This is a genomic window from Pseudomonas sp. KH_024_B2 (assembly GCF_057839965.1).
The window spans coordinates 435657-449115 of record NZ_CM174502.1; the positions used below are offsets into that span (position 1 = coordinate 435657).

At 60.2% G+C, this 13459-nt stretch carries 8 protein-coding genes and 2 pseudogenes; 4 read left to right on the forward strand and 6 right to left on the reverse strand.

All coding sequences use genetic code 11. From position 1 onward, the window contains the following. Nucleotides 1–2: 2 nt before the first annotated feature. From selO to AC3I0A_RS02130, 5 genes and pseudogenes are all read right to left on the reverse strand, one after another. Nucleotides 3–1466: a protein adenylyltransferase SelO gene (gene selO, locus AC3I0A_RS02110; protein ID WP_489375999.1), complete on the reverse strand. Its 1464-nt coding sequence runs from the start codon at nt 1464–1466 to the stop codon at nt 3–5. Nucleotides 1467–1514: 48 nt separating this feature from the next. Beyond that, nucleotides 1515–4865: a mechanosensitive channel MscK gene (gene mscK, locus AC3I0A_RS02115; RefSeq protein WP_489376000.1), complete on the reverse strand. Its 3351-nt coding sequence runs from the start codon at nt 4863–4865 to the stop codon at nt 1515–1517. 34 nt (nt 4866–4899) lie between these two features. Continuing rightward, nucleotides 4900–6642, reverse strand: a complete 1743-nt coding sequence (locus AC3I0A_RS02120; RefSeq protein ID WP_489376001.1) for a potassium/proton antiporter — start codon at nt 6640–6642, stop codon at nt 4900–4902. 228 nt (nt 6643–6870) lie between these two features. After that, a complete protein-coding gene (locus AC3I0A_RS02125) occupies nt 6871–7743 on the reverse strand; it encodes a methyl-accepting chemotaxis protein (RefSeq protein ID WP_489378382.1) in 873 nt (290 codons plus the stop codon). Between the two features lie 30 nt (nt 7744–7773). Then, nucleotides 7774–8565, reverse strand: a pseudogene (locus AC3I0A_RS02130) (MCP four helix bundle domain-containing protein); the annotation flags it as partial. A gap of 209 nt (nt 8566–8774) precedes the next feature. Between AC3I0A_RS02130 and AC3I0A_RS02135 the strand changes: the two are divergent. From AC3I0A_RS02135 to AC3I0A_RS02150, 4 genes and pseudogenes are all read left to right on the forward strand, one after another. Continuing rightward, the gene (locus AC3I0A_RS02135; RefSeq protein ID WP_489376002.1) at nt 8775–9005 is read left to right on the forward strand and encodes a hypothetical protein; all 231 of its coding nucleotides are present in this window, start codon (nt 8775–8777) and stop codon (nt 9003–9005) included. Continuing rightward, the gene (locus AC3I0A_RS02140) at nt 9002–9304 is read left to right on the forward strand and encodes a cell division protein ZapA (RefSeq protein WP_489376003.1); all 303 of its coding nucleotides are present in this window, start codon (nt 9002–9004) and stop codon (nt 9302–9304) included. The genes AC3I0A_RS02135 and AC3I0A_RS02140 overlap by 4 nt, the downstream gene beginning before the upstream one ends. Nucleotides 9305–9577: 273 nt before the next feature. Continuing rightward, nucleotides 9578–10441: pseudogene (locus tag AC3I0A_RS02145) on the forward strand (cache domain-containing protein); the annotation flags it as partial. Between the two features lie 204 nt (nt 10442–10645). Beyond that, nucleotides 10646–11353 (forward strand): methyl-accepting chemotaxis protein, encoded by a 708-nt coding sequence (locus tag AC3I0A_RS02150; RefSeq protein WP_489378384.1) that lies wholly within the window; start codon nt 10646–10648, stop codon nt 11351–11353. A gap of 135 nt (nt 11354–11488) precedes the next feature. Here AC3I0A_RS02150 and AC3I0A_RS02155 read toward each other — a convergent pair whose 3' ends face one another. Further along, entirely contained in the window at nt 11489–13291 is a 1803-nt protein-coding gene (locus tag AC3I0A_RS02155) for an acyl-CoA dehydrogenase (protein WP_489376005.1), read from the reverse strand. Between the last annotated feature and the right edge of the window lie 168 nt (nt 13292–13459).

A 13459-nucleotide genomic window follows, 5' to 3' on the forward strand; every position in this document is an offset into this window, starting at 1 on the left:
CCTCACGACGAACAACTGATCTCCAGATGCTTGCCCCACTCGGGTGGGCGTTCGGCGTAGTTTTCCATTCCCGGCTGTTCTTCGAACGGATTGCTCAGCACCGCGTGCAGGCAACGAACCTCTGCATAGTCACCGCTTTCAGCCGCGTCGATGGCTTTCTGCGCCAGATAGTTGCGCAGGATATAGAGCGGGTTGACCGCGTGCATGCGGGTGCGGCGCTGCTCTTGATCGTCATTATTTTCGCGGACAACGCGCGCGGTATAAAGCTCGGCCCAGGCATCGAAGCCCTGCAGATCGACGAAGTCGGCGCGCAGACGAACGACCGCCAACTCGGCGGATTCATCGCCCAGTCGACGGAAGAACAGGCTGTAGTCGACGCCGCTGTTTTGCATCAATTGCAGCAGGCGTTCGACGAGTTTCTGGTCGTCGTCTTCGGCGGTGGTCAGGCCGAGGCGGCGACGCATCAGATCAAGGTAGTGAGCCTGGTACAGCGGGAAGTACAGGCCAAGGGTTTCGCGCAGCGCGTCGACGCTGATGAACGGCGTCAGGGCCTGGGCCAGGGCGCTGAGGTTCCACTGGCCGATGGGCACCTGATTGCTGAAGGAGTAGCGGCCCTGGTCATCGGAGTGGTTGCAGATGAAGTTGGCGTCGAAGTCATCGAGAAAAGCGAATGGGCCGAAATCGAAGGTGATGCCGAGGATCGACATGTTGTCGGTGTTCATCACGCCGTGGCAGAAACCATAGGCCTGCCATTTGGCGATCAGCTCGGCGTTGCGCTCGACGATTTCGCGGAACATCGCCAGATACGGTTCGGGTTGCTCCAGACACTCCGGGAAATGCATCGCCAGCACATGCTCGCCGAGCTGCTTCTGTTGCTCGGGTTTTTTGGTGTAGTAGAAATATTCGAAATGCCCGAAGCGCACATGGCTTGGCGCCAGGCGCAGCACCATTGCCCCGCGCTCCTGCTTCTCGCGCCAGACGGCTGTACTCGAACCAATCACACACATTGCACGGGTAGTGGGAATGCCCAGCGCATGCAGCGCTTCAGAGGCGAGAAACTCGCGAATCGATGAGCGCAGCACCGCTCGACCATCGCCCATGCGCGAATAGGGCGTCTGTCCGGCGCCCTTGAGGTGCAGGTCCCAATGTTCGCCAGCTTCGTTGTAGACCTCGCCCAGCAACAGCCCGCGACCGTCCCCCAGTTGTGGGTTGTAGGAGCCGAACTGATGCCCGGAATAGACCATCGCCCGAGGCTCGGCTTGCGCCCAGAGCTTGTGCCCGCTGAACAGTTCGGCGAACACCGGCGTCTCGGCTACCGCCGGGTCCAGATCGAGTAGCGCCATGGCGGCGGGGCTGGCCACCACCAAGCGCGGATCGTTGATGGGTTCGGGCAGCACATCGGTTGAGAACGCGTCGCCCAGGCGGGCGAAGCGATTGTCGAAGGTCAGTTCGTCGAGGGCTTTCAACGGCCATCTCCAGCAGAATGTCCGAGCATTCTGCTAGGGATAGCGTGGTTAGTCGAGTTCGGCCGACGGCGGCTCCGGCGACAGTTTGCCAGTGGGCACTGGAGCGATGGTTTTGGTGGTCGGTTCGATGGGCACCATTTTGTATTCCTGGCCCTGGAGGTTTTTCAGGTAGACCTCCATCTGCCGGAACGAGATGTTGATGTGGTGTTTCTTGAACTCGCGGTTGATAAAGCGGTTGATCTCATCGAGCGCCGGGTTGCGGTCGCCGAGGTCGCGTACGTGAATACGCAGCTCGTGGTCGAGCGTGCTCTCGCCGAAATTCAGGAAGTACACCGACGGCGCTGGTTCCTTGAGCACGCGCGGGTTTTCATTGGCGGCCTTGAGCAGCAGGTCGCGGACCATATCAAGGTCGGAGCCGTAGTCGACGCCGAGCTTGAGGGTGACCCGAGTGATGGTGTCGGTCAGCGACCAGTTGATCAGTTGCCCGGTGATGAACGTCTTGTTCGGGACAATGATGTCCTTGCGGTCGAAGTCGGTGATCGTCGTGGCACGAATGCGGATCTTGCTCACCGTGCCGGACAGGGTGCCGATGGTGATGGTGTCGCCGATCCGTACCGGGCGTTCGAAGAGGATCATGATCCCCGAGATGAAGTTGGCGAAGATCTCCTGCATGCCGAAACCCAGACCCACCGAGAGCGCCGCCACCAGCCATTGCAATTTGTCCCAGCTCACGCCAAGTGCGGACAGCGTGGAAACGAAACCGACCCCGGCGATTGCGTAGGACAGCAATGTGGTGGTGGCGTAGGCGCTGCCTTGGGCCAGGTTGAGCTTGGACAGCACCAACACTTCGAGCAGACCGGGCAGGTTGCGCGCCAGGGCGAAGGTAATGCCGATGATGATGATCGCCCCCAGCACGTCACCAATGCTGATCGGCACCATACTGATGTTGGCACCGGTACCGCTGGTGTATTCGTAGAGGGTGACGTTGTCCAGATAGGAGAAGACCGTGATCAGGTCCGACCAGACCCAATACAGCGCGGCGATGAAACCACCGAGCAGCGCCAGACGGATCAAGCGCATGGACTGTTCGTTGACCTGCTCGATGTCCAGTGTGGGCTCTTCAACCACTGTTTCGCCATCACCGGCTTCCTTGGCCGCCTGGCGTTTGCTCAGCGCACGCTGATAGGCCAGGCGCCGCGCCGCGACCCCCAGGCCACGGGCGAAGGTGGCTTCGATCACCAGCCAGAACATCAGCAGGTAGAGGGTGTTGATCAGTCGGTCGCTGAGTTTCAGCGCGGTGTAGTAGTAGCCGAAGCACACGGCGATGAACAAGGCGATCGGCAGGGCGGTGAATATTACCCCGACGGCTTTGCGGAACAGCGAGGTGTTGTGGTGCGTCGGGCTGCTGATCAGCAGGCGACTGAGTAGCCAGGCCATCGAGGCGTAGCAGGTCAGGACCACGGGCATACCGAGGACGTCTTCGGACAATGTCGCGGGTTGCAGTTCCGCGACGGCGACCACTGCCACCAGCGCCAACACCACTAGCCCGAGTCGGCGGATCCAGCCCTGGAGAAATTCAACCTGACGTTTTTCCCAGCGGAAATGCAGTTCGGCTACACCGCCCGGCGCGAGGATCCGGTAGGCGGTGTAGAACACCAGCCAGGCCTGGGAAATTTGCAATAGCGCGGCGCCCAGGTTGGTGTTCTGTCCGCGGGCATCGATCTGCAAGGCCAGGCCGCACAAGGCCAATGCCAGGGAAACCGGCATCGCCAGCAGGATGTTGATCAGAATCGCCTGCGGCGTATGCCACTGGCTGTCGCGTTTGAAATGGCCGATGTCCTGATGGACCTTGTTCAGCCGGGCATAGAGGTATTTGCGGCGCCACAGCAAGGCGCCGATCAGCAACGCCAGCGGCAGGAATAGCAGCGGGCGCTGGGTCAGGCCGTCGGCCAGCTCGCTCAGGCTTGACGCCCATGGCAGGGTGGTGACCTGTCTTTCCAGCCGATCAGGCACCGCTCGCATCCATTCGAAGTCCAGCGGCTTGTTGCTGGGAATCCAGAACATCTGTTCATCGAGGGTCGCACGCAGGCTTTGCGCAGTGCTGAGCAGCTGTTTCTGATTCAGTTGCAGGGTGATGGACTCGTTGAGTACGGCACTCAGCTCGCGGTTCAGCCGCTCCAGCAGATCGGCGCGGGTGATCGCCAGCTCGAGCAGGGTCTTGCGCAGTTGGGGCGTGACTTGCTCCGGCGGCTGGGTCGCCAGCAGGGTATCGACGTAGCTGCTCGGGTTGCTGAGCAGCTCTCGTTGCTGGCTGACCTCGAATTGGTACAGGCGAATATCGGCGATCTGGTCGGCCAGATCACGGTCGAGCCTCAGGCGCGGCAGGGATAGTTTCTGTTTGTAGAGAATCTTGGAGAGCAGCAGGCTGCCCTTGAGCACACTGATCTGCTCGTCCAGGGCTGCATCGCTTTGGGTCACGCTGTCGAGTTGCTGCTTGGTCTGCAGGTTTTGCTGGGTGACTTCGTTGAGGCGGTCGGTGCTTTTAAGCAGGTAGTCGGACAGTTTCAGATTGGCTGCGCTTTCGGTGGCGAGCAGAGTGCTGCCGCCGGCCTTTTGCGCTTCGATCGACTGTTGGGTCACCGTCTCCTGGGACTGCGCCAGGCGCTTCTGGTTGATCAGGGTTTGCAGGTCCTGGATTTCCTGCTCCATGCGCGCGGTTTTTTCCGTCAGCAAGTCGCGCTGACTGTTGCCCAGGTCCTGCAGTTGGCTGTTGCCGGCCAGTTCCTGACGGCGTAACGGAATCAGCGCGTTGAGCGCGGCCAGTTCGGCATCGAACAGAACGCGCTGTTCGGCGCTCAGTGGCTTGCCGTTGTCCTTGCCGATTTTCAGGAGGTTGTTGATTTGCTGGATGCGTGTCTGGCTGCTGCTGATCTCGGCCTGAGCCCGTTCCGGACGGGTCTGGGCGGTGATGGTCAGGCTGTTGGCCTCGGCCAGGGCTTTCTGCAATTCACCCTGTTGATTGCTGCGCTCGGTCAATAATTGCTCGAGCTGCGGAACTGGCTGGGTGGCATAACGCTGCGCCACAGGTATCACTTTGGTGGCCTTGAGGCGCGCCAGTTCGCGTTGGTTGTCGGTGTTCTGGCGTGGCGCCGTGCTCAGTTGCTGTTTGAGGCTGGCCAGTTTCTGCTCGTAATCCTGCTTGTTCGCTAACTGGGTCAGCGTCTGCTGCAGAATCGCTTGCAGGGCCTTCTGGTCAGCCTCGGGCAGTTTGCGCTCGGCAATTTTGTTCAGGCTCTGCTGGACTGACTCACTGCTGGGCAGATCAGCCGCTTGCAGTACGCCGACGGAAAGACTCAGCCCAAGCAGGACAATGGCAAGATAAGTGCGCAGGGTTGACATAGATACCGATCGAAACAGATGGAAAGTGGGCAGTTTAGAGGAAGAGCCCGGGACCCGGGCGACTTCCTTCGGGGAATCTGACGCCCACTTTACCAATCTTGTTCCCGTCCATCACCGCAACTGTCCAGATGGTGTTGTTCCACTCCACCTGGTCACCGACTACGGGTTCACCGCCCACTTTCTGGGTAATGAAGCGGCTCAGTGGCATGTCCGGATCGAGGCCGTCGAGTTGCAGCCCGTACAGCGCCGAAACCGCGCCCAGCTGGGCGTCTCCTTCGAGTACGAAGTCGCCGAAGAAGCGCAAATCCAGACCCCGTTGTGGCGCTTGGCTGAACAGCTTTCCGAGGGCTGGAAGGTTGTGTTCATGGCCGATTACGCAGAGCAAATCGTCGACTTCGAGCACCGTACTACCCGACGGATGGAGCAGTTGCTGACCCCGAAACAGTGCCGCGATGCGGGTACCTTCGGGCATTTTCAGCTCGCGCAGTGCGGCGCCGATGCACCATTTTTCAGCGCCGAGGCGGTAGACGAACAGCTCCCACTCACTGGTGACATGGACTTCGAGCGCCGCTCGGGAGATCGGTGCAGGCTCTGGCGGGACCGTGACTTTCAGCAGTTTGGCGACCCACGGCAGGCTGGTGCCTTGCACCAGCAGCGAGACCAGCACGATAAAGAACGCGAGATTGAAATAGAGCTGAGCATGGGGCAGCCCGGCCATCAGCGGGAACACCGCGAGAATGATCGGGACTGCGCCGCGCAGCCCGACCCAGGCGATAAAGGCCTTCTCGCGCCCGTGGAAGGCCTTGAATGGCAGCAAGCCGACGATTACCGAAAGTGGCCGGGCAAACAGAATCATCCATAGCGCCAGACCCAGAGCGGGCAGGGCGATCGGCAATAAATCGTGGGGCGTAACCAGCAGGCCCAGCACCAGGAACATGCCGATCTGCGCGAGCCAGGCCATGCCATCAAGCATGTGCAGAATGCCGTGACGACTGCGCACCGGGCGGTTGCCGATCACCAGCCCGCACAGGTACACCGCGAGGAAACCGCTGCCATGCAGGGCGTTGGTCAGGGCGAAGATGACGAGGCCGCCGCTGACCACCAGAATCGGGTAAAGACCGGAGGCCAGCTTGATCCGGTTGACCAATTGCAGCATCAGCCAGCCGCCGCCGAGGCCGATAATGCCACCTATGCCGAACTCGCGGATCAGGTGAGCCAGCAGGCTCCAGTGCAGGCCGGTCTCGCCGCTGGCGAGCATGTCGATCAGGGTCACGGTAAGGAACACCGCCATCGGATCGTTACTGCCGGATTCGATCTCGAGACTGGCACTAACCCGTTCGTTCAGGCCCTTGCCACCCAGCAGCGAGAACACCGCAGCGGCGTCGGTTGAACCGACGATGGCGCCGATCAGCAAGCCTTGAATAAGGTTCAGGTCGAACAACCAGGCAGCCGCCATGCCGGTCAGACCGGTGGTGATCAGCACGCCGATCGTGGCCAGCGAGAGTGCCGGCCATAGCGCCACGCGGAAACTCGCGACCCGGGTGCGCAGGCCACCGTCGAGCAGGATCACCGCAAGGGCGAGGTTGCCGACCAGATACGCGGTGGGGTAGTTGTCGAAGACGATGCCGGCGCCGTCAACGCCGGCAGTCATGCCCACGGCCAGGATAATCACCAGAATCGGGATGCCGAGACGGGACGAAAGAGAACTCACCAGAATGCTCGCACCTACCAGCAACGCGCCGATCAAGAACAGGCTGTTGATGGTGGTCGCATTCAATGGCGGTACTCCAGAAGCAGAAAGGCGGGCACAAACTGACCATGCAGTCTGCGTGCCAGCGATTCTAACCTGTTGAAATGCGGTGCTGTCAAAAAGCTTTTGGAGGCGATCGTTCCCACGCTCCCGCGTGGGAATGCCTCACTGGACGCTCTGCGTCCGCTTTGTGACGCGGAGCGTCACGGGCTGCATTCCCACGCAGAGCGTGGGAACGATCTGACGATCAATCGATTAGAGGCTAAACCGCCCAACCATAGTGTTCAAATCCACCGCCAATCGCGACAGCTCACTACTCGCGGCGCTGGTCTGGTTGGCGCCAGTGGCCGATTGCACCGAAAGATCGCGAATGTTCACCAGATTGCGGTCGACCTCACGGGCGACCTGCGCCTGTTCTTCGGCGGCGCTGGCGATGACCAGGTTGCGTTCATTGATTTCGACGATGGCGCTGTTGATGGTATCCAGCGACAGGCCGGCGCCCCTGGCGATGTTCAGCGTCGACTCGGCGCGCTCGGTGCTGTTGCGCATCGAGTTGACGGCGTGTTCGGTACCGCTCTGGATGCTGCCGATCATGCGTTCGATTTCGCTGGTGGACTGCTGGGTGCGATGCGCCAGGGCACGCACTTCATCCGCTACCACGGCAAAACCGCGACCGGCTTCACCGGCGCGTGCGGCTTCAATCGCTGCGTTCAAGGCCAGCAAGTTGGTCTGGTCGGCCAGCCCGCGAATCACATCCAGCACTTTACCAATGTCCCGCGATTCTTCCGCCAGGTTGCCGATCAGGGTCGCGGTGCTCTGCACGTCGCCGCTCATGCGTTCGATGGCGCTGACCGTTTCCTGCACCAGATCGCGGCCGTCACCGGCAGAGGTGGTGGCGTTTTTCGAGGCTTCGGAGGTGCTCACCGCATTGCGCGCGACTTCTTCCACGGCGCTGGTCATTTCATTGACTGCGGTGGCAGCCTGTTCGATTTCGTTGTTCTGCTGGGTCAGGCCACGGGCGCTTTCGTCGGTGACGCTGTTCAATTCTTCAGCGGCAGAAGCCAGCTGCGTGGCCGAACCGGAAATCCGTTGCAGGGTGTCACGCAGTTTGTCCTGCATCTTCGACATGGCCAGTAACAGGCGCCCGGCTTCGTCGCTGCCGTCGACCTTGATCGGCCGGGTCAGGTTGCCTTCGGCAATCTCTTCGGCGGCGCTCAGGGCGTTGGCGATCGGTTGGGTGATGCTGTTGGTCAACAACCAGGCAAACAGGCAGGTCAGGCCGGTGGCGATGACCAGCAATGTCACTACCAGGTTGAACGCGCAGGCGTACTGATCGGCGGCTCGCTGACTGGTGTCGGTAGTCGCTTGGGTGTTGATTTCCAGCAGGCGGTTCAGCACCGAGTTGATCGCTTCGGAGTTGCTCAGCAATTCGGTGTTCAACAGCGTGCGCAGTTCGTCGATCTGGTTATTGCGCGACAGTGACTTCATCCGGTCTTCAATCGGGCGATATTGACCCAGCAGCTGCACGTACTGGTCGTAGGCTGCGCGTTCCTGCGGGCTGCTGATCAGCTTTTCGTAGACAGATTGGGCGGCACGGATCTGCTGGTTGCGGGTGTCGAACAGCTCCATGGTCTTTTGCTGGACATCCGGCTCGCGGTTGACCAGCAGACGGTAGGACAGTACCCGCAAGCGCAAGGTGAGTTGAGTGAACTCATCGAGACTCTTGATGCTGGGCACGCTGTTCAGGGTGATGTCTTCACCGGCCGCGCGGATCTTGCTCATCTGGTTCAAGGCAAACACACCCAGGATCAGCATCAGACTGCCGATCAAGGCAAAGCCGAGAAACGCCCGTGGTGCGATATTCATATTGCGAAGGGACATGATGTCTACCTGAGAAGAGCGCGTCCGTGCGGGGGGCCTGAGACTGGGTATAGGTGACCTATCGGTCATAAGAGCAAAGTCTTGAGCCCCTGCGCGCTTTTGTCGCAGGCGAGGCAGTGCGACGAAGTGTCTGGAACCTGCTGGATGAATCGCAGTCTTTAAAACTCGCAAGCAAGGTCGTCGCCAGGAAAATCAAGGCTTGGCGCCCGGATAACCCTGGCATCCGTGATGGCTTTTCTTTATCGTACGCGCCCTTTGAAAATGCCTGGAAAATCAAAATGTTGGAAGCATCCCTAAGTCAATTGGAACAGCTGGTCAGCGACCTGGTGCAACAGAACCACGAGCTGCTCGGCACGAACGAAACCCTGAGTGCGGAACTGGCCCAGGCCAAGGATGAAAACGAAAGCCTGCAACTGAGCCTGATGGAGCAGGAAGAAAAGCAGGGCGCCACCGTGGCACGTATTCAAGCCCTGGTTGAGCGTGTCAGCACCGGTCCTGTCAGCGCATGAAAAATGGCGCCGACGGGATAAAAGTCGTCTCGATTCTCGGGGAGGACTATTCGATCAAGGCTCCGGCCGGGGAAGAGCAGACCCTGCTGGACGCCGCGCTAATGTTGAAGGCCGCTTTGGCCGACACCAAGAAGAAATACCCGACCTTGATCGGGGACAGGCTGCTGGTGCTGGCGGCGATGAATCTATGTTCGCAGCAACTCGACATGCAAAAACGCCACAAACAGGAACTCGACCGTTACCAAGAGCAAGTCAGCGCCACGGTTGAAGTGATTTCAAGGACGATCGCTCAGGCCTGATCAAATTGAGCACAACCAAAGAATAGATCGTCGAACAAACTGTTTTTCAGTTTGTATACAATCGGCACGGCTGTTGCAGTGTTTCAGCCTCTTATTCTTTGGGGGTGCTCCATGCAGTTCTGGCGACGTAGTATTCAATGGCAGTTGATCCTGAGTATGGGCACCGCCCTGTTGGTCAGTATTCTGATCGTGGTCGGCATTTATACCCTGGTGGTCAACCGCCTGGCCCAGAGCTATCTGGTGGAGAAGGCACTGCCCTCCAGCATTGAAGCGATGCGCAATGACATCGAACGGATTCTGGTCCAGCCGCTGACCGCCGCCAAAGACATCGCCAGCAACAGCATGGTGCGCGACTGGTTGGCCGGGGGCGAAGACAGTGCCCGGACCAACAGCTTTGTCAGCTATCTGGAAGGCATTCGCGCCGAGCACAACGCCTTTACCGCGGTGATCGCGGGTTCTGCTTCAAGTCACTACTACACCGAAAAAGGCCTTGATCGGACCCTGAGCCGATCCAGTCCAGCCGATGCCTGGTTCTACACCTTCCTCGACAGCAACCAACCACGCACCCTGAATATCGACAAAGACACCAGTACCGGTGAGCTTGCGCTGTTTATCGACTTCAAGGTCTTGCGGGGGGGCAAAGTCGTGGGTGTTGCCGGGTTGGGCCTAAGCATGCGCGAGCTGTCGGAGCTGATTCAAAACTTCAGCTTCGGCGAACGCGGCAAGGTCTATCTGGTGCGTTCCGACGGTTTGATTCAGGTTCATCCGGAGGCTGAATTCAGCGGAAAACGTCAATTGGCCGAGCAGATCGGCGGCCCGGCGGCACAGGCGGTGATGGGGCATCAAGGGCTGATCAGCAGCAGTTTCATCCGTGATGGCGAAGACTTCCTGGCTCTGAGCCTGCCGTTGCGGGATCTGGGCTGGACCTTGGTGGCCGAAGTGCCGCAATCGCAGATCTACGCCGAGGCCCGGCAGGCGATGTGGATGACCAGCGCCATTGGCTTGGGTGTGGCCCTGGTTTGTCTGTTATTGGTGGTATTGCTGGCCCGTGGGTTGGTGCGGCCGATCCGTCAGGTAACAACGGCATTGGTGGCGATTGGTAGCGGTGGTGGCGATTTGACTCACAGGTTAGATTCCAGTCGCGCCGATGAGCTGGGTGATCTGGCCCGCGGTTTCAATCGATTCCTCGACAGCCAGCGCGAGATGATCGGCGAAGTCCTGGCCACCAGCGAGCGTTTACGCACCGCCGTCGGGCAAGTCGCGTTGGTGGTGGACAACACCGCCGAACGTTCCGGTCGTCAGCAGGAAATGACCGACATGGTCGCCACTGCGGTGCATGAGATGGGCCTCACTGTGCAGGAAATCGCGCAGAACGCCGGCAATGCGGCCGTCGCCTCGCAAACCGCTCGCGACGAAGCCTTGCAGGCTCGGGAAGTGGTCGGTGGATCAATCCGGCATATCGAAAGCATGTCCGATGAGATTGGTATTGCCGCCGGTGCGGTGGGCGAACTGGCGAATCAGGTGGCCTCTATCGATCAGGTGTTGGCGGTGATTCGCGGGATTTCCGAGCAGACCAATCTATTGGCGTTGAATGCGGCGATTGAAGCGGCGCGGGCCGGGGATATGGGGCGTGGCTTCGCGGTGGTTGCCGATGAAGTGCGGACCTTGGCGCGGCGGACTCAGTCGTCCACCGACGAGATTCAGCAGATGATCGGCAGCCTCAAGCAGGGCGCGGAGAATGCGGTGTCTTCAATGCATTCCGGGCAAGCGGCGACCGGCACTGGGGTCGAATCCAGCCAACGCACCGGTGCTTCGCTGACGGCGATTACCGGGCAGGTTGAACGTATCAGCGACATGAACCATCAGGTGGCGACCGCTACTGAAGAACAGTCGGCGGTGACTGAAGAGATCAACCGGAATGTGCAGGGGATTTCCGATCTGGCGCGGGCGACGGCTGCAGAAGTGCGGGCGTGTCGCGAAGATTGCCAGACCTTGCAGCGGCTGGCCGATGATTTGGCGCGGCAGATGGGTGGGTTCAGGCTGAGCTGAAATTTATGTTGTTTGTGCTGACGCCTTCGCGGGCAAGCCCGCTCCCACAGTAGTCCGCGATAAACCAGACAACGCGGTCAAATGTGGGAGCGGGCTTGCCCGCGAATGGATTTCAGCAGCGCTACAAAGCTCCGATCAGAACCACTCATCCTGCATCGCCAGGCATGTATCATCCCGCGCCTCAAGAATCGCCAGCTCATGATGACAGCCCGGCACTTCCCAGGTCAGGAAGTACCGGGCGGCCTGCAGTTTGCCTTTATAGAAGCTGAGATCCGCTGCATTCCCCTTGGCCAACCCTTCTTCGGCACGGATCGCCTGCTCCAGCCAACGCCAGCCGATTACCGTGTGGCCGAACACTTTGAGGTACAGCGCCGAGTTGGCCAGGCTGCTGTTGACCTTGCCTTGGCCCAGATCGGTCAGCAGGCCGATGGTCACGCTTTGCAACCGGGCAACCAGCTTCTCGAGGGGCTGGCGCAATGCGTTCAGGGATTCATGAGTGCGGGCGCGTTCGGCAGTGTCGGCAATCAAGCGGATCAATTGCTTGAGCCCGGCGCCGCCGTTCTGCGCGAGTTTTCGCCCCAGCAGGTCCAGCGACTGGATGCCGTGGGTGCCTTCGTGGATCGGGTTCAGGCGGTTGTCACGGTAGTACTGTTCCACCGGGTATTCGCGGGTATAGCCGTGACCGCCGAGGATCTGGATCGCCAGTTCATTGGCCTTCAGGCAAAACTCCGACGGCCAGGATTTGACGATCGGCGTCAGCAGGTCCAGCAGCTCGTGGGCCTGTTTGCGTTCGGCTTCGGTCGCAAGGGTGGTGGTGTCATCGAACACGCGCGCGGCATACAGGCCGAGGTCGAAAGCGCCTTCGACGTAGGCTTTCTGGGTCAGCAACATGCGTTTGACGTCGGCGTGCTGAATGATCGAGACCGGTGCGGTATTCGGGTCCTTGCTGTCCGGCAGGCGACCTTGCGGGCGCTCGCGAGCGTATTCCAGCGAGTAGAGATAACCGGCATAGCCGAGCATCACCGCGCCCATGCCGACGCCGATCCGCGCCTCGTTCATCATCTGGAACATGTAGCTCAGGCCGTGGTGTGGTTTGCCCACCAGATAGCCGACACACTCCCCGTTATCGCCGAAGTTCAGTGCGGTCGAGGTGGTGCCCTTCCAGCCCATCTTATGGAACAGCCCGGCCAGCAGTACGTCGTTGCGTTTACCGAGACTGCCGTCATCCTTGACCAGAAACTTGGGCACGATAAACAGCGAAATGCCCTTCACCCCGGCCGGTGCATCCGGCAGCTTGGCCAGCACCATGTGCACGATGTTTTCCGACAGCGAGTGATCGCCGCCGGAGATGAAGATCTTGTTGCCCTTGAGTCGGTAAGTGCCATCGGCGGCCGGTTCGGCGCGGGTGCGAATGTCCGACAGCGAGGAACCGGCATGGGGCTCGGTCAGGGCCATGGTGCCGAAAAAACGCCCGTCGATCATCGGTTGCAGGAAGCGCTGTTTCTGCTCATCGGTGCCGAAGCTTTCGATCAGGTTCGCCGCGCCCATGGTCAGGAACGGGTACGAGGTCGATGCTGCGTTGGCCGATTGAAAATGCGCGAAGCAGGCTTGCGAGAGCAGGGTCGGCAATTGCATGCCACCGGCTTCGAAACTGCGCGCAGCGTTGAGGAAGCCGGCTTCGAGGAAGGCATCGACCGCCGGTTTCACCTCTGGAATCAGGATCGCCTTGCCGTCCTCGTAGCGCGGCTCGTTCTCGTCGCCCTTGCGGTTGTGTGGGGCAAAGAACTTCTCGGCAATGCTGCGTGCCGTGCCGATGGCGGCATCGAAGGTCTCGCGATTGTGTTCGGCAAACCGCTCACGCTGAGTCAGGCCCTCGGCATCGAGGACTTCGTACAGCTCGAAAGCCAGATTGCGGGAACTGAGCAACGTCTCGGACATGGCGGCTTACCTTTTTTTGGAATAGGCCGAGTCTAGGCGTGGGGAGCGTGTGCTGAACAGGATGATTGATCTGGGTGATGGAGGGGCAAAACACAGAGGAGGCATGCTGCAGACCCTGTGGGAGCTGGCTTGCCTGCGAAGAGGACGACGCGGTGTGTCAGGCATGAC

Coding starts and splice junctions, on each gene's coding strand:
- mscK (WP_489376000.1), bottom strand. CDS start 4,865: ATGTCAACCCTGCGCACTTATCTTGCCATTGTCCTGCTTGGGCTGAGT.
- AC3I0A_RS02125 (WP_489378382.1), bottom strand. CDS start 7,743: ATGTCGAAGATGCAGGACAAACTGCGTGACACCCTGCAACGGATTTCC.
- AC3I0A_RS02135 (WP_489376002.1), top strand. CDS start 8,775: ATGTTGGAAGCATCCCTAAGTCAATTGGAACAGCTGGTCAGCGACCTG.
- AC3I0A_RS02140 (WP_489376003.1), top strand. CDS start 9,002: ATGAAAAATGGCGCCGACGGGATAAAAGTCGTCTCGATTCTCGGGGAG.
- AC3I0A_RS02150 (WP_489378384.1), top strand. CDS start 10,646: ATGGGCCTCACTGTGCAGGAAATCGCGCAGAACGCCGGCAATGCGGCC.
- AC3I0A_RS02155 (WP_489376005.1), bottom strand. CDS start 13,291: ATGTCCGAGACGTTGCTCAGTTCCCGCAATCTGGCTTTCGAGCTGTAC.